The organism is Parabacteroides timonensis (genome assembly GCF_900128505.1).
In the GTDB taxonomy this organism is placed as follows: Bacteria; Bacteroidota; Bacteroidia; order Bacteroidales; family Tannerellaceae; genus Parabacteroides; species Parabacteroides timonensis.
Window position 1 is genome coordinate 3731700 of record NZ_LT669941.1, and the last position, 16475, is coordinate 3748174.

The 16475-nt window shown below is 42.3% G+C and carries 13 protein-coding genes; 4 read left to right on the forward strand and 9 right to left on the reverse strand.

The features are described 5' to 3' along the window. Positions 1-195: 195 nt before the first annotated feature. The 6 genes from BQ7394_RS22700 to BQ7394_RS22725 form a co-directional block, all read right to left on the reverse strand. Complete coding sequence (locus BQ7394_RS22700) at positions 196-1209, reverse strand: nucleoside hydrolase (protein WP_075559474.1); 1014 nt, start codon at positions 1207-1209, stop codon at positions 196-198. Positions 1210-1218: 9 nt separating this feature from the next. After that, on the reverse strand, positions 1219-2160 hold the full coding sequence (rbsK, locus tag BQ7394_RS22705) for a ribokinase (RefSeq protein ID WP_075559475.1): 942 nt from the start codon (positions 2158-2160) through the stop codon (positions 1219-1221). 254 nt (positions 2161-2414) lie between these two features. After that, on the reverse strand, positions 2415-4004 hold the full coding sequence (locus BQ7394_RS22710; protein ID WP_075559476.1) for a S41 family peptidase: 1590 nt from the start codon (positions 4002-4004) through the stop codon (positions 2415-2417). A gap of 24 nt (positions 4005-4028) precedes the next feature. Beyond that, positions 4029-4490 (reverse strand): pantetheine-phosphate adenylyltransferase, encoded by a 462-nt coding sequence (gene coaD / locus BQ7394_RS22715; RefSeq protein ID WP_075559477.1) that lies wholly within the window; start codon positions 4488-4490, stop codon positions 4029-4031. A gap of 9 nt (positions 4491-4499) precedes the next feature. Further along, positions 4500-6365, reverse strand: a complete 1866-nt coding sequence (locus BQ7394_RS22720) for a DNA topoisomerase IV subunit B (protein WP_075559478.1) — start codon at positions 6363-6365, stop codon at positions 4500-4502. A 9-nt stretch (positions 6366-6374) separates the two neighbouring features. Further along, positions 6375-7505: a hypothetical protein gene (locus tag BQ7394_RS22725; RefSeq protein ID WP_075559479.1), complete on the reverse strand. Its 1131-nt coding sequence runs from the start codon at positions 7503-7505 to the stop codon at positions 6375-6377. Between the two features lie 281 nt (positions 7506-7786). Here BQ7394_RS22725 and BQ7394_RS22730 point away from each other — a divergent pair, with 281 nt between their 5' ends. The 4 genes from BQ7394_RS22730 to BQ7394_RS22740 all read left to right on the forward strand — a co-directional run bounded on the left by BQ7394_RS22730 (position 7787) and on the right by BQ7394_RS22740 (position 14142). Then, entirely contained in the window at positions 7787-8707 is a 921-nt protein-coding gene (locus BQ7394_RS22730) for an SMP-30/gluconolactonase/LRE family protein (protein ID WP_075559480.1), read from the forward strand. Positions 8708-8815: 108 nt separating this feature from the next. Then, entirely contained in the window at positions 8816-10996 is a 2181-nt protein-coding gene (rnr, locus tag BQ7394_RS22735) for a ribonuclease R (RefSeq protein WP_075559481.1), read from the forward strand. Positions 10997-11446: 450 nt separating this feature from the next. After that, entirely contained in the window at positions 11447-11917 is a 471-nt protein-coding gene (locus tag BQ7394_RS25755) for a hypothetical protein (RefSeq protein ID WP_139317745.1), read from the forward strand. 2 nt (positions 11918-11919) lie between these two features. Then, positions 11920-14142, forward strand: a complete 2223-nt coding sequence (locus tag BQ7394_RS22740; RefSeq protein ID WP_082212118.1) for a carboxypeptidase-like regulatory domain-containing protein — start codon at positions 11920-11922, stop codon at positions 14140-14142. Positions 14143-14168: 26 nt separating this feature from the next. Here BQ7394_RS22740 and BQ7394_RS22745 read toward each other — a convergent pair whose 3' ends face one another. The 3 genes from BQ7394_RS22745 to porX all read right to left on the reverse strand — a co-directional run bounded on the left by BQ7394_RS22745 (position 14169) and on the right by porX (position 16438). Then, positions 14169-14381: an immunity 17 family protein gene (locus BQ7394_RS22745; protein WP_075559483.1), complete on the reverse strand. Its 213-nt coding sequence runs from the start codon at positions 14379-14381 to the stop codon at positions 14169-14171. Positions 14382-14387: 6 nt separating this feature from the next. Next, a complete protein-coding gene (gene tsaE / locus BQ7394_RS22750; RefSeq protein ID WP_075559484.1) occupies positions 14388-14807 on the reverse strand; it encodes a tRNA (adenosine(37)-N6)-threonylcarbamoyltransferase complex ATPase subunit type 1 TsaE in 420 nt (139 codons plus the stop codon). An 80-nt stretch (positions 14808-14887) separates the two neighbouring features. After that, positions 14888-16438 carry a T9SS response regulator signal transducer PorX gene (gene porX / locus BQ7394_RS22755; protein ID WP_075559485.1) on the reverse strand — a complete coding sequence of 517 codons (1551 nt, stop codon included), beginning with the start codon at positions 16436-16438 and terminating at the stop codon, positions 14888-14890. Positions 16439-16475: the final 37 nt, after the last annotated feature.

Here is a 16475-nt window from a genome sequence, read left to right on the forward strand (position 1 = left end):
TTATTAGATGGGAAATGGACTCTCAAATAGAGATAAGAAGATTCTTTTGGGATATATAATATCCCAAAGTTGGAACTAATAGCTTCTGTTGTCTATATGAATACTGAATTTATGTTTTTGAAAAGCTATTCTCTCAATAAATGCTTGTATAATAAGCCTGATAATATATTTAAAAGTTTATATCTGTAATAATTTTTACCGTTTTGAAACAGGTAGATGCATCATATAGTTATTAATCAGTTTCGTTATTTCAGTAACCGGCATTTTTTCAATAAGTCGCAAGTGACGTCCCTTGTCATCCGGAACCCAGTCGTTTGTTCCCTTGTCATCAACGATTTTTATAGTACCTCGCTCCACATGATAATATGGTTCATATCCTTTAACTGCAACTAAAACAGCCGTTTGATCCCAACTTTTCCGACCGTTAAAATCTCCTTCTGCTAAACAAAGACGATAAGTGTCTTTAACCGGATTATTATCTATAACCATTTGAGCTACAAGCTTACCTGTCAAAACTTTCTCTCCAATCTCAAATCCACTGAAAATTATTTCTGTAGGCCATTCCTCAAAGGTCGTTATTGATGCCGGAGTATCAATATATACATTGTACTCCCTACCTTTAGGAAATCTACCTGCCATAGCTACCAATCGTTTTACTTTTTGGCTTATCAGCTCTTTTCCGGTTAACGGACTATAGGTGTCTCCGGACGATAAAAGCAAATTTTTCAGATTTGTAAAAAAGCCGATCGTACAAATTGTTATACTGTTATCAGCAGCTTCACTTAATATCTTACGGTAGATTTGCACTGCGTCTGGAGCATCCGACGACCTTTTCATCTGATGTGGATAATGAGCCGGGAGATATTCCGTCCATTTCACTTTATGATTGGAGGTAAGACAGGGAGCATTTTCTTCTTTAGGAACCCCTAATGGAATATCCGGCCGGCCGAAGTAAGTATTCAGAACTTCTATGCACGGAACAACCTTATCATGACGGTTAGATGCAACTGTAGCCAAAATAGATACTTGTGAACTATCTGCCAAGGCGTGCAATAGAGCCATCGCTCCAACATCGTCATAGTCAGGCCCTAGGTCTGTATCCAATATGAGTTTTACAGGAGCATTTTGTGTCTGTTTCACTGTTTTTCCATAAATTGTACCGGAGAAACATAAACAGCCAATGAGTAAATAAATCCATGACTTTTTCATAATAATGTATTATTTGAATGTGATTGATCCAATTTCATTTCTGTATGGAGCTGAGTCTTGTGCTCCACATCGAGTAACAGATACGGAAGCAGCTTTACACGCAAATTGAACAGCTTCTTCGAGCGTTTGTCCTTCCAACAATGCAGCACATAATGTACCATTGAATACATCGCCTGCAGCAGTTGTATCCACAGCTTTTACTTTAGGAGCCTCTATCTCTGTAAATTCATGATTATTATAAACCAAGGCACCTTCCCTCCCAAGAGTGATAACTACATTTTTAACCCCTAAACGGCATATTTCTATTGCCGCTGTTCGGGCTGAGATTGTATCTGTTATTTTTACACCTGAAAGTATTTCCGCTTCTGTCTTATTAGGGGTAATTAAATAAAGGTTAGTCAATAGCTCTTTCGACAAAGGGCAAGCAGGAGCTGGATTCAGGATTACTTTCCTTGCTTGTGCCGAAGCTATTCGGGTAACATATTCGACTGTTTCAATCGGTATTTCTAACTGCATCAATATCATATCAGCGTCAGTAATAACTTTTTCTATTTTTTCTAGGTCTTTTGGAAATAAGTTTGCATTTGCACCAGATGCTACAGCAATTGAATTTTCAGCATGTGAATCAACAATGATCAATGCAACTCCAGATGGATGCTGAGCATCAAAAAAAATGTATGAGGTATCTATTCCTTCCTCTTTCAATAATTGATGCGATTGCTGACCGAAAATATCGTCTCCTATTTTACAGATAAAAGTAACAGAGACTCCGATACGGGCAGCAGCAACAGCCTGATTTGCTCCTTTTCCTCCCGGGTTCATTAAGAAAGTATCCCCCAGAACTGTTTCACCGGGCTGAGGCAGGTGATCAGCCTTAACAACCATGTCTGTATTACTGCTCCCTACTATGAGTAGCTTTTTAGGATAAATATTTGCTTTCTCGTTTTTCATGATACTAAATGTTTTTGATGAAGCAAATATATTACCCTTTTATTGCAAGAGCAATCTCTTATTTTTCGCGTTTCGATAAACTCAAAACGATATTATTTAGAAATCCACAACATATCACAATTGATTTTCAGCACCTTCATTATAAGAGCTAATACAAGTATTTCGTATTGGAATTATATAATAAAATAAAACGGCTCACATCTCTTTCTACAGAAAGACCATGTGAACCGTTTTTTATATCTAATGTCGGACTCTTACCTTCCCAACTCCTTATTATAAACCGCCTCATCATTAATGATGCGGAGAGCTTCTTTAAAGCTTTCGTTATCGTCGTTTATAACCTGGAAATACTCAGCCATATCATACAGGTCGCGAGCAATCAAGGCTTTTACCTGAAGGGTGATAAGAGGTTTGGAACGATTATATTGTTCTTCGTTAAACTCGATCTTTTCTTCCTTACCCAGGTTGATCAATTCCTGTAAAGTTTCTTCAGGAACGACAAAATCCTTCTTATACTGATTGAACTTAGGATATTTCTTGTTCATCTCGCTACGGTTGCGATCCAGATAATTCATCGCTACGCGGTTTACCAGTCCGGTTGCAACCAGGCTACGATGATAATCCGTATAACGGGTCGTGTCAACCGGGATAAATACGTCCGGCATGATACCACCTCCACCATAAACGATACGTTTCGTTTCCAGTGTATTATATTTCATTGAATCCGGGAAATGGATACTGTCGGCACTCATCAGCTCACCACGGTTGTAACGATCGATCAGGTCGTGCTGATAGTCTTCCAATTTACCGTTTTCATAATGTTTCTGGATGCTTCGTCCGGTAGGAGTGTAATAGCGGGCTACCGTCAGACGAATCATAGAACCGTCAGGCATCGGGATCGGCTTTTGCACCAGCCCTTTACCGAATGTACGACGACCTACCACTACGCCGCGGTCCCAATCTTGCACGGCACCAGCCAGGATCTCGCTTGCGGAAGCAGAAGATTCGTCAACCAATACGACCAGACGTCCATCTTCAAATCCGCCACGTACAGTCGACTTGGCCTCGTCACGTGGCTGCTTGTTACCTTCAGTATAGACAATCAGTTTGTCTTTATCGAGGAATTCATCCGCCAGTTCGATAGCGATATTGAGATAACCTCCCCCATTCCCTTGCAGGTCGAGAATCAGGTTCTTCATTCCTTGTTTCTTTAGTTTGGCAAGCGCCTCACGGAACTCGTCGGCCGAAGAGGCAGCAAAACGGTTCAGCTTGATATACCCGGTCTGTTTGTCTGCCATATAAGCGGCATCCATACTGGTTACAGGTATCTTACCACGGATAATCTTAAACTCGATCAGCTCCGGATTCTTATTACGCAATACTTTTATGCTGACTTCGGTTCCTTTCGGACCACGCAGGCGTTTCATAATGTCGGTAGTCTTCATTTTAACACCGGCTATCAGGGTATCGTCGACCATGATGATACGGTCGCCGGCCACTAGCCCAACCTTTTCGGACGGTCCGCCGGGGATTACCTGGATAACATATAATGTATCGGTCAACATGTTGAACTGGATGCCGATACCGTCGAAGTTACCTTGCAAAGGCTCAGTCATCTCTTTTGTTTCTTCCGGATCCATATAATTAGAATGTGGGTCCAGTTTTTCCAGCATACCGATGATTGCATCTTCCACCAGCTTGGAATCATCCACCGGATCTACATACAGATTCGAAATGGCATACAATGCCATGGATAATTTGCGGGCATCCTGATTCGGTTTCTGGGCCACTGCCGATGTGATGGCAACCATCGCAACAAGCAGGGAGACTAGGATTCGTTTCATTTTTGATCTTTATTTCGTAAGTTGTCAATATAAGTTCGTCCCCTTTGGAACGAACTGGGAAATATCTTTTCCATAATGCAACAGTTCGCGCACAATGCTGGAACTGATATGCGTATGTTCGGGCTCAGTAAACAAGATAAATGTTTCGATACCACTCAGTTTACGGTTCACATCGGCAATACTTTTCTCATATTCGAAATCGTTAACCGTGCGGATACCGCGCAGAATGAACTCTGCTCCCACTTCATCAGCAAAATCTACCGTAAGCGAGTTGTACGACATCACCTTTACCCTGGGCTCGTCTTTATACAGGTTATCGATTGCTTCCAATCGTTTCTCGATCGAGAAATAAGTTTGTTTCTTCTCGTTGATACCTATGGAAATAATGATCTCATCCACCAGAGCCAGCCCACGAGTTACCAGTGATTGATGTCCGATAGTGAACGGATCGAAAGTTCCGGGGAAAAGGGCGATACGCTTTTTCATTTTCAGTGTTTAATTAATCACATCTTCTTCTACAACCAGGTTATCAATGATAAAGTTCTGTCTTTCCATGGTGTTCTTACCCATATAGAATTCAAGCATATCTTTTACCAGGTCTTCTTTTTTCATTGTAACTGGGTCCAGGCGTATATCTTTACCGATAAAATGCTTGAACTCATCAGGCGAGATCTCTCCCAGCCCTTTAAAGCGAGTGATCTCCGGGTTCTTGCCTACGGCCTCTATGGCAGCCAGACGCTCTTCCTCGCTATAACAGTAATAGGTTTTCTGTTTATTGCGGACACGGAAAAGCGGAGTTTGCAGGATATAGACATGATTCCGTTTGATCAGGTCGGGGAAGAACTGCAGGAAGAAGGTGATCAATAACAAACGAATATGCATACCGTCGACATCTGCATCGGTCGCAATAATTACTTTGTTGTATCTCAGTCCATCCAGTCCGTCTTCAATATTGAGGGCCGCCTGCAGGAGATTGAACTCTTCATTTTCATAAACGATCTTCTTCGTCAGGCCATAGCTGTTAAGCGGCTTACCACGTAAACTGAAAACAGCCTGGTAGTTCGGATCACGGCTCTTGGTGATAGATCCGCTGGCCGAGTCACCCTCGGTAATGAAGATGCAACTTTCTTCCGTACGGTCACCTTTCGTATCGTTCAGGTGGATACGGCAATCACGTAATTTTTTATTATGCAGGTTAGCCTTCTTAGCTCGTTCGCGAGCCAGTTTGGTAACACCAGCAATGGCTTTACGTTCTTTTTCCGACTCCAGTATTTTGCGGAGCAGAGCCTCCGAAGTATCTACATTTTTATGCAGATAATTATCCAGTTCTTTCTTGATGAAGTCACCCACGAATTTGGCGACAGTCGGCCCGTCAGGACCTATATCTTTCGACCCTAGCTTTGTCTTTGTCTGGCTCTCGAACACTGGCTCTTCAACCTTGATACTGATAGCGGCAACAATACCGGCACGAATGTCGGAGTATTCGAAATTCTTGTTATAATATTCTTTGATAACACGGCCCAGTGTCTCACGGAAAGCAGAAAGATGTGTTCCTCCCTGCGTCGTATACTGCCCGTTTACAAAGGAATAATATTCTTCACCATACTGGTTACTATGGGTAATAACCACTTCTATATCTTCACCGTTCAGATGGATGATCGGATATAACGGCTCGGTAGTCATATTCTCGTTCAGCAGGTCTACCAGGCCATTGCGGGAATGGAATTTCTTACCGTTAAAAAGGATAGTCAGCCCGGAGTTCAAAAAGACATAATTCTTCAACAGACTTTCTATGAACTCGTCTTTATACTGATATTCCTTGAATATTTCACGGTCGGGAATAAAATAGATCGATGTCCCGTTCGCTTCCGTCGTTGGCTGAATAGCCGACTCCTCGGTAATGATTGCCTTGCTGTATTCTACCCGTTTACATTCTCCGTCACGAAAACTGGTGATAAGGAAATAGCTACTCAAAGCATTTACCGCTTTGATACCGACACCGTTCAGTCCGACAGACTTTTTAAAAGCCTTACTGTCGTACTTGGCACCCGTATTCATCTTACTGGAAACGTCGACCACCTTTCCCAGAGGAACACCGCGGCCATAATCCCTGACAGAGACGGTTCCTTCTTCCACGGTCACTTCTATGGTTTTGCCATACCCCATCATGTATTCGTCGATAGAGTTGTCGAGTACCTCTTTCAGCAATACATAGATACCATCATCCGCATAGCTGCCATCTCCCAATTTACCAATATACATACCTGGGCGCCGGCGGATATGTTCCATCCAATCCAGCGTCTTGATATCGTCGTCATTATACGCTGTCGGTTGTTGCATTGTTGAATTCAGTTCTTCCATAGAAAATCCTTATTTTAATTTTTTGATAAAAGCTCTTCTTGTCTTATGGTGTTCACGTTTGAAATAATCCCATTGAGCCTGTACGGCATTGTTGCTTGCCAACTCCGGGTTACTTTCGGCATATTCGACTCCCAGATTGATATATACGGGAATAAGATCGTTGAATAGCAACGCATTTACCCCCTTATTCTGATATTCCGGCAGTACGCCTGTCAGATACAGGTCGATCACTTTCGGTTTTGTTTTCAATGCTTTCAGCAGATGTATCCATCCGAAAGGAAACAAATGTCCTTTTGCCTTCTGCATAGCATGCGAGAGACTGGGCAGTGAAATTCCGAAGCCTACTACCGTATCGTCTTCTTCCCGGATAATAAGAGTCACCAGATCCAGGCGGATCATCGGGATATATTGTTTCACATAATAATCGATCTGCTTCTGTGTCAGCGGAGCAAAACCGTACAATGGAGCGTAAGCAGCATTCAAAGTTTCGAATATCTTCTGTGCATACGGCCATATCTCCTTTGTGTTTTTGAACTTCATGGTTTTCAAGCCGTATTTCTTTTTCACGATCTCTCCGATACGTTGATGTTTTTCGGGAATACCTTCCGGTATATATATCTTAAACTCGTGCCAGTCCTGATCTTTCTCATATCCGATACGTTCCATATGTTTCGGGTAATAAGGATAATTGTAGATCGCCGCCATCGTCCCGAGTTGGTCGAATCCTTCGATCAGCATCCCTTCATGATCCATATCGGTAAATCCCATCGGTCCGTGTATCTCCTTCATCCCTTGTTCTTTCGCCCATTTTTCAACGGCACTGAACAGGGCATCGACTACCTCGGCATCATCGATGAAATCAAGGAAACCGAAGCGGGCACGTTCCTGGTTCCACACTTCGTTACTGCGACGATTGATCATTCCGGCAATACGGCCGACAATCTTATCATCCTCATAGGCAAGAAAATAGATGGCATCGCAAACTTCGAATGCCGGATTCTTTTTCTTATCCAGTGTAACCATCTCCTCTTCGATCAATCCCGGTATATGATAGGGGTTACCTTTGTATAAATCAATATTGAACTTAACGAATTTCTTCAGTTCCTTTTTGCTGGTAACTTCTTTAATTACTACGCTCATTGGTTCATTTAATTAGAACGGCAAATTTACATAATTAATTCGTTAGATCGACCGTTTACAGTTAAGATTAGGACTTTTAACACCTACGTTTTTCGTTTTTGACATCTTCGAAAACAGAACGGCTCCTGTACTAAAGTTGTTTTATTACGGCAATTTAATCCGTTTTCTACCAATATTAATGGGCTTTGATCATTCAGGAATTCATAAAATACGTTATATTTGCATTCAATAACAGGCAGTGAAATAGATTATTTACCATGAAAAACTTAATAGGATTACTTATGTTGACAATACCTTTTATTACAGGCGGATGTTCATCCGAACCGAAAACTATCGAAGCAAACCTGGCATTTAAAGCCGAAGCAACGACCGGCGAAGGCTCTATCTGGCACCCGGATAGAAATACATTGTTTTGGGTGGACATCGAAGGAAAAACATTATATGAGTATTATCCTGATAAGCAAGACTGTAAAACATGGGAGTTCGACCGTATGGTGTCTACGGTTGTACCTGAAACAGATAGTACAGTGATCGTATCCCTCCAGGACGAGATCGTAAGAGTGAACCTGAATGACAGCAGCCTGACGTCGGTCGCTCCGATACCGGATTATGAAGGAAAGGTTCGTTGCAACGATGGGAAATGCGATCCGGCCGGACGCCTGTGGATAGGAACGATGGGATTCGGTGCACCCGAAGGTGCCGGAACACTGTACACCGTTGTTCCCGATGGAACTGTAACGACCAAATTGAACAAGGTAACGATCTCGAACGGTATCGTGTGGTCTGCCAACAAAAAGTATATGTATTACAACGATACGACAACTGGGAGGATAGCCCGTTACCGGTACGACGAAAAGACCGCCGACATCCTCTTCGACGGAGTTGCCGTTATCATGCGGCCGGGCACAGGTTCTCCCGATGGCATGACGATCGATAGCAACGATAATCTTTGGGTTGCCCAATGGGGCGGTTACGGTGTCTATTGTTACAATCCCTATACGGGAGAACTGCTGGCAAAAGTAGAGGTGCCGGCTCCTAATGTCGCCTCCTGTGCATTCGGCGGCAAAGATATGAATACACTCTACATTACAACGGCACGCGCCGGACTTTCGGACAAACAACTGGAAGAATACCCCCTTAGCGGTAGTCTTTTTGTTTGTAATCCGGGGGCAAATGGTCCGGAGCCATACCGGTTCAAATAATAACAGAACAGACAATATAATTTAGCCTGTTTGTAAACAGTATCTCGATTATAATTGTTTATTTTGTAGGGAGATGTTATATCTCTTATTTAATCACGAAAGAAATATATGACGAAAAACAAATCCGGGAAAAAGGACAACAAAGAAAACAAACCGAGAAAGAACAAGGCTAAGCGCATGAAGAAAGAAGCCATGCTGCATTCTGTCATGTCTGTTTTCCAGTCCTCTCCCAAGGAACCATTTAATTATAAACAGATAAGCAAGCTGATCGGTGTGGAAAGCCAGGTCCAGAAGCTCCAGGTGGTGGACCTTCTGTATGATCTTTCAGCCGAGAACTTTATTACAGAAATAGACCGTGGCCGTTATCGGTATAACGATCTGGGAACAACGGCCATCGGCACATTCGGACGCCGGAGTAACGGAAAAAATTCGTTTATTCCGGAAGATGGCGGAGCACCTGTTTTTGTGGCCGAGCGAAACTCGGGACATGCCATGGACGGCGACAAGGTGAAGGTACAGCTATTTGCTAAACGTAAAGGGGCTGAACCGGAAGCCGAAGTTATCGAGGTGCTGGAAAGCCAGAAAAAGACATTTGTCGGCAAGTTGCAGGTGACGAAAGGCTTTGCCTTCCTGATCACCGAGAATAAGACTTTGGCCAACGATATATTCATTCCGAAAGAGAAACTGAAAGGTGGAAAGAACGGCGACAAAGCGATTGTACGTATCGTGGAATGGCCGGAAGATGCCAAGAACCCGCTCGGAGAAGTAGTCGATATATTAGGCGTAGCCGGTCAGAACACAGCAGAGATGCATGCGATCCTGGCCGAGTTTGGTCTGCCGTATGTATATCCCGAAAATGTAGAAAAAGCAGCCAATAAGATACCGGATACTATCCCGGAAGAAGAGATTGCCAAACGCGAGGACTTCCGCGATGTCCTGACTTTCACCATCGACCCGAAAGATGCTAAAGACTTCGACGATGCTCTTTCTATTCGCAGGCTGGATAATGAAAATTGGGAAGTAGGCGTACATATCGCCGACGTAACCCATTATGTAAAACCGGAAAGCCTGATCGACCGCGAAGCAGAAAGTCGTGCGACATCTGTCTATCTGGTAGACCGTACGATCCCGATGCTACCGGAACGACTGTGTAACCAAATTTGCTCATTACGACCGGACGAAGAAAAGTTAAGCTTCTCCGCTATCTTCGAACTGGATGAAGATGCCAACGTGAAAAAGTCGCGTATCGGGCGTACAGTGATCAAGAGTAACCGCCGCTTTACCTACGAAGATGCACAGCAGGTGATCGAAACAGGTGAAGGCGACTATAAAGACGAGATCCTGAAACTGGATGCGCTGGCTAAAAAGCTGCGTGAGAAACGTTTCAAGAACGGAGCCGTCAACTTCGACCGCTTTGAAGTAAGATTTGAGATAGACGAGACAGGAAAGCCGATCAGCACCTATATCAAGGAGTCGAAAGATGCCAATAAACTGATCGAAGAGTTCATGTTGCTGGCAAACCGCACTGTTGCAGAATTCGTAGGTAAAGTGCCAAAAGGGAAAACAAAAAAGACGTTCGTTTATCGTATCCACGACCTGCCGGACCCGGACAAGCTGGAGAACTTTGCCGCCTTTATCCGCCGCTTCGGCTATAAAATGAAAACGGAAGGTAGCAGCAAACTGGATATTTCCCGCAACCTGAACCGTTTGCTCGACGAAGTGCACGATAAACCGGAAGAAAACCTGATCGAGACACTGGCTATCCGCTCGATGCAAAAAGCCCGTTATACGACAGAGAATATCGGTCATTACGGTCTGGCTTTTGAATATTATACACACTTCACCTCGCCTATCCGCCGTTATCCGGATATGATGGTACACCGTCTGCTGGAACGTTATCTGGCAGGAGGACGCAGTGTGGTGAAAGACAAATATGAAGAGAAATGCGATCATTGTTCTACGATGGAACAGGTGGCAGCAAATGCCGAACGTGCCTCTATCAAATACAAGCAGGTCGAATTTATGCAGGATAAGTTGGGTATGGTATTCGACGGTGTGATCTCCGGCGTAACCGAATGGGGATTATATGTCGAACTGAACGAGAATAAGTGCGAAGGCCTTGTTCCCATCCGTGACCTCGGTGATGATTTCTACGACATGGATGAAGAAACATACAGCCTGATCGGCCGTCGCAAGAAACGTCGTTTCCGCCTGGGCGACCCGGTGACAGTGAAGATCGCAAATGCAAATCTGGAACGTAAGCAGTTGGACTTTATGTTGATGGAGTAAGGTTCTGAAATAATAAATCAGGTATATATGAAAATATTCTAAGAGCCTGTTTAAATTTAATGATTTGAAATAAAGAGAGTATTCCCTATTTCATTGAAAGTGATATTAGAAATTTAAACAGGCTCTTAGTCCTTATATATAATAGGTATAAAACTAACGTTATATTTTTCGCAATATGTTATAATCAAATGACAATGTGTATTGGATATCAAGTGATATCTGATTGTCAACAAATTGTCAACAGGAAAATTTGGACTGTTATGGAATAATCTAATATTTTTGTATAAAATTACTATTATAAATATTGAGTTATGAAACCATTATAGAAGACTTTTCCAAAACTATGAATTGACCTTTGATTTGGCAGAAGCAATAGCCATTAGGAAACTTTAGAATGGAACTTAAACAGACTCTTATATTTAATAATATTAATCATTAATACTCTGAATTATGAAAACTAAAAAATTGAGAACTTTATTTTTGTGTTTAACTTGCTGTTTATTAGGAGTAATAACAAAGGCTCAATCCGTATCTTCTGAAGAAACAATAGAGACAAAAAGCTCGATACCGGGGTCTGGATATGATTGTTTGGGGGTTTGGAGAATGATATCACCTTCCCCACATGAGGTTATAAATGGAGTGTTTAAGTGTAGGATAGACCTTCCTCCTGAATCAAAAGGAACCCCTCAATATTCTTATCTTTATGGACCATCAATTGTTTATCGTAATTTTAGTTCAAATTATATTGATTTACATTTAGATATAAATGAACTAATTCCAGAATCTAAAGTTACAGGCGGTTTGGTCACTTATGAGTTGGTAGTTCCAAAATGGGGTGATATTTGGGGAAGACCCGCGAGCTCTGGTAGCGGAATAATCTGTCATTACCATATAGAGGTTCGCCTGAATGGTTTGTACTGAATATGAGGCTACTAATTTATACCATGCTGTTATTATCTTTGTATCATTTAAATGCACAAATGATCGAACTCCCGGCAGAACGCATTTACCTATCGCTTGACCGTTCGTTTTACAATATAGGTGATACAATGTCTGTTTCTGTCCAATTATTTGGTACAAGTAAAAAACAGCAGGCATTAAGTGAATATATATATGTAGAATTATTTAATAATCACGATTCAGTACTGCTGAGAAAGAAAGTAAGATGTATGCCGGGAGCGGCAGTCTCGTTTCAGATCCAGCTAGATCATTTTTGGTTGGAACCAGTCTTTTATCTGAGAGCCTATACTCGTTTAATACAGAATTTTAGGCCGGAAACTTATCCGGTTGTAGAAATTCCGATAAAACACCCGCAGTTTGCTGCTTCAGAGCAACTGCCGGGAGTCAGATGTTCCTTTTTCCCTGAAGGGGGACAATGGGTGAATGGAGAAGTTCAGAATATGACGATTTATCTCACTGACGATCATGGTAGTCCATTGACTGCTTCTTTTTGTATACTGAATCATACAGATACAGTTATTAATGGAGTTTCCTTTTCCTCCGGATTGCAGACCATTTGTCTGCATCCTAAAGAAGAGGATGTGTTGAATCTGTCCGTATATAGTCAGGGTAAGCACTTCCTATTCCCTTTGCCGGCTCGGGCAGAAGAGGGACATACACTACAGGCGGTAATAAATCGAAATAAGATTTATTATAAAGTACTTTCCGGAAAAGAAAAGATCAGAAAGGAACGTCTTTTTGTTTATAATGCCGGGATGGGACTGGAAGAGATTAGCATAAATGAAAAACGATGTACCGGACTAATATCTGTGGCTGAAGAGGAAGACGGATTGTTTGTTCTTGTCCTGACAAATCAAAAAGGTGATATAATCTCACAAACAACTCTTTGGAAAAAGGAAATGCAACCTGTGCTTTCTCTGGAGAAGAAAGAATATACCTCTAATGAGCCACTTTGCTTGCAGACAGACCTGCAAGATAATATTCATATATATTGCCGTATTGTAAAAAGAAATCAACTGGCTTCTTCGGCTATCACACAGTCAGAGTTGGGAAGCGAGCTTACCTCTCCCATTCCTTTTCCACCTTCCTATTTGACGACTTCTTCCAAAGAGACATTTAAAGAAGTCGAGGCCTGGATGCGAACCGCTCGTTTGGCCCGTTTTCATTTGGCGGATGTGATTCGGGAAGATTTCAGATATAAATACCAGCCAGAAAACATCCAGTTGTTTACCGGCAAAGTAACATACGAAAATGGTAAGCCTTTGAAAGGAGGAACGATTGTTGCTTATAATACGAAAACCGGCAAGGTGAATGAAGGAATGATTTCGGAGCAAGGGTATTATACAATTCCTATCTCTGATTTTTCAGACGACAGTCACTTCTTTTTGCAGGCGCATCCGCCAAAAGGTAATGCAGACTTTTATAAGTATATACCGGATGATGATGTATTTCCCTTGATCAGTAATCCTTATCGTCAGCATCGGAAATATGCAGAAACGACTATCGATTATCAGGATAGTACCAGTTTCTTTTATCAGGTAGACGAGACAGGAAATCGGGATTATATCATGCCCGAAATCACTGTAAAAGCCCGTAGTAAGCAAGAAAAGCATATTTCGACGGAAAAGTTCTATAAAATGAATCATATAGATGAAGAGACTATTGATGAACGAAACTATTCCCGACTCGAAGATTTAATAGAGGATATGCCAGGAATCAATATTGTCTATTCTTCGGATAATGGCAGTGGACAAAGATCTGTACCGATATTAAAGAGTTTAAGAGGAGTATCGACAACTCATAGCGGAGAAACACAAGGTATTCCGATTTTAGTAAACGGAATGAGAATGGAATTGCAGGAAGTTATCGATATGTTCTCTCCTCAGCAAATCAAGTCGGTAGAGTTTCTCAAGCCCTGGCAGACTAATGCGGTGACATTCGGTGCTATTGATGGAGCTTTATACATTACAACCAGAGGGGTGAAAAAAGAAAATGTAGTTAGTAAAGGATTCTTTTATTATCCAATGGGGCTAACGATAGGTGAAGAGTATTCAAGAAGTCAAATTCATGCTCCTTCATATCCGGGTAAATACGAATTGTTGGTTGATGTAATCACAAAAGAAAATGCAATCTATTCCTATCGGCTACCGTTTACAGTGAAGAGGCAGATCATAAAAGGCAACTGATCCAACGCGGAATAGTTGCCTTTCTTTTACCAATAGATCAATCCCAGTACCCCGCACCCGATCAGTGCCAACCCCAGCAAAGCATAAAAGATGCGTGCACCTTTTCTTCCGAATTTGTTTACAAAAGTAGCAGCTCCACTGGTTTCGAAATACCAGTCGAAATTGAAGATGGCGGCAATCAGAGAAAAGGCTCCAAGAGCAATGAAAATAGCCAATAGGAAGTAATCGGTCGGTTCCATCTCTATTTACTTTATTTCTACGGTTCGCGATCCGTCCGGATTTTCACTGATCGTTACATTCACCACATCGCCGGGAAGTAAATCTTCGATCTTTTCCGGCCATTCGATAAAGCAAAGAGCCCCGCTGTAGAAATAATCTTCTGTACCTATGTCTTCAGCTTCGCTCAGTTTGTTGATACGATAGAAATCGAAATGATAAATCAGTTCACCAGTCGTGTCGCTACGGTATTCGTTGATAATAGCGAATGTCGGGCTATTAATAACGTCTTCCACACCTAATTCTTCGCAAATCGCTTTGATAAAAGTCGTTTTTCCTGCTCCCATACTGCCATAAAAAGCAAAAACGGTACGGTCGTCCATTCCGGCAATGAACTCTTTGGCTGCCTGGCAAATGGTATCTAAATTCTCAATCTTGATAATACTCATGATGTCTGTTGATTATTGATCATTTGTAATCTGCCTGCAAAGATAAATCAAATTGTCAACTGTCAACTGTCAACTGTCAACTATTTTGGTATCATGGTAATGAACGGTACCATCATTTCCTCCATGGAGATTCCCCCGTGCTGGAATGTATTCTTATAATAAGATACATAATAATTATAATTGTTCGGGTAAGCGAAGAAATCGTCGTTCATAGCGAAGATATACTTACTGCTCAGATTAGGAGAAGGAAGCCCCACCTTTTCCGGATCGCGCACCTCGAATACTTCTTTCGGGTTGTAATTGAGGTTTTTACCGACTTTATAGCGGAGATTGGTGTTTGTATTCCTGTCGCCCACCACCTTTATCGGATTATCTACGCGGATCGTCCCGTGGTCGGTAGTAACGATCACTTTATATCCTTTATCGGATATGCGCCTGAACAACTCCAGGGTTGTAGAATGCTGGAACCACGAACGGGTCAGGCTACGGTAAGCCGCCTCGCTTTGTGCCAGTTCGCGGATCATCTTCATTTCCGTACGGGCATGCGACAACATATCCACAAAGTTCAGTACTACGACATTCAGCTGGTTATGAGTCAATGACGAGATCATATTCAATAGCTTTTCGCCATACTGCGAATCGTGCACTTTATTATAAGAGAATGTATATTTCTTACGGAAGCGATCTATCTGTGTCTGGATCAACGGAGCTTCATTGAGATTTTTCCCTTCCTCGCTCTCCTCGTCAACCCACAAATCCGGGAACATCTTTTCTATCTGCGAAGGCATCAGGCCGGAGAAGATGGAGTTACGGGCATATTGCGTGGCAGTCGGAAGGATACTATAATACAGCCCTTCATCGAAGGTGAAATATTCAGCAAGCAAATCCTTTACTACACGCCACTGATCCAACCGGAAGTTATCGATCAGGATAAAGAAAACCTTCTCGTCGTTATCCAATAACGGGAATACTTTCTTCTTAAAAAGATCCGGACTCATCAAAGGGCGTTCCGCCGGGTTCTGTATCCAGTTCACATAATTCTTCTTTACAAACTTACCGAAAGCATTGTTGGCCTCTTCCTTTTGCATGCGGAGCATATCAGACATCTGGACTTGGCTACTTTCGAGCTCCAACTCCCAGTATACCAACTTCTTGTAGAGTTCCATCCAGTCGTCGGTAGTCAACGAGTCGTTGATCTGCATACCGATACGTCCGAACTCCTGCTGATAGCCGACAGTGGTCGTTTCCGATATGATTACATTCTTATGTACATTCTTCTTAATGGAAAGGAGAAGTTGGTTGGGATTGACCGGCTTGATCAGGTAATCGGCAATCTTGTTTCCGATCGCCTGGTTCATAATGCTTTCCTCTTCGCTTTTGGTAACCATCACGACCGGGACATTCGGGTTGATCTCCTTAATGTGGGCAAGTGTTTCCAGACCAGTCAGACCGGGCATGTTCTCATCGAGGAAAATAATATCGAACGATTGTTCCTTGCAACAGTCGATAGCATCCTGCCCGCTGATTACCGGAACCACTTCATATCCTTTATCCTGTAAAAACAAAATGTGAGGTTTCAACAAATCGATCTCATCATCTGCCCAAAGTACTCTGTCTTTCTTTACTGCCATATCTCTTGCCTTATTAATTCTTACAAATTTAACTGGA

What these genes read in the sequence shown, in the direction of transcription:
- tsaE (WP_075559484.1), bottom strand. Translation starts at nt 14,807, where the DNA reads ATGAGTATTATCAAGATTGAGAATTTAGATACCATTTGCCAGGCAGCC.
- porX (WP_075559485.1), bottom strand. Translation starts at nt 16,438, where the DNA reads ATGGCAGTAAAGAAAGACAGAGTACTTTGGGCAGATGATGAGATCGAT.
- BQ7394_RS22745 (WP_075559483.1), bottom strand. Translation starts at nt 14,381, where the DNA reads ATGGAACCGACCGATTACTTCCTATTGGCTATTTTCATTGCTCTTGGA.
- BQ7394_RS22710 (WP_075559476.1), bottom strand. Translation starts at nt 4,004, where the DNA reads ATGAAACGAATCCTAGTCTCCCTGCTTGTTGCGATGGTTGCCATCACA.
- BQ7394_RS22740 (WP_082212118.1), top strand. Translation starts at nt 11,920, where the DNA reads ATGAGGCTACTAATTTATACCATGCTGTTATTATCTTTGTATCATTTA.
- rnr (WP_075559481.1), top strand. Translation starts at nt 8,816, where the DNA reads ATGACGAAAAACAAATCCGGGAAAAAGGACAACAAAGAAAACAAACCG.
- rbsK (WP_075559475.1), bottom strand. Translation starts at nt 2,160, where the DNA reads ATGAAAAACGAGAAAGCAAATATTTATCCTAAAAAGCTACTCATAGTA.
- coaD (WP_075559477.1), bottom strand. Translation starts at nt 4,490, where the DNA reads ATGAAAAAGCGTATCGCCCTTTTCCCCGGAACTTTCGATCCGTTCACT.
- BQ7394_RS25755 (WP_139317745.1), top strand. Translation starts at nt 11,447, where the DNA reads ATGAAAACTAAAAAATTGAGAACTTTATTTTTGTGTTTAACTTGCTGT.
- BQ7394_RS22725 (WP_075559479.1), bottom strand. Translation starts at nt 7,505, where the DNA reads ATGAGCGTAGTAATTAAAGAAGTTACCAGCAAAAAGGAACTGAAGAAA.
- BQ7394_RS22700 (WP_075559474.1), bottom strand. Translation starts at nt 1,209, where the DNA reads ATGAAAAAGTCATGGATTTATTTACTCATTGGCTGTTTATGTTTCTCC.
- BQ7394_RS22720 (WP_075559478.1), bottom strand. Translation starts at nt 6,365, where the DNA reads ATGGAAGAACTGAATTCAACAATGCAACAACCGACAGCGTATAATGAC.
- BQ7394_RS22730 (WP_075559480.1), top strand. Translation starts at nt 7,787, where the DNA reads ATGTTGACAATACCTTTTATTACAGGCGGATGTTCATCCGAACCGAAA.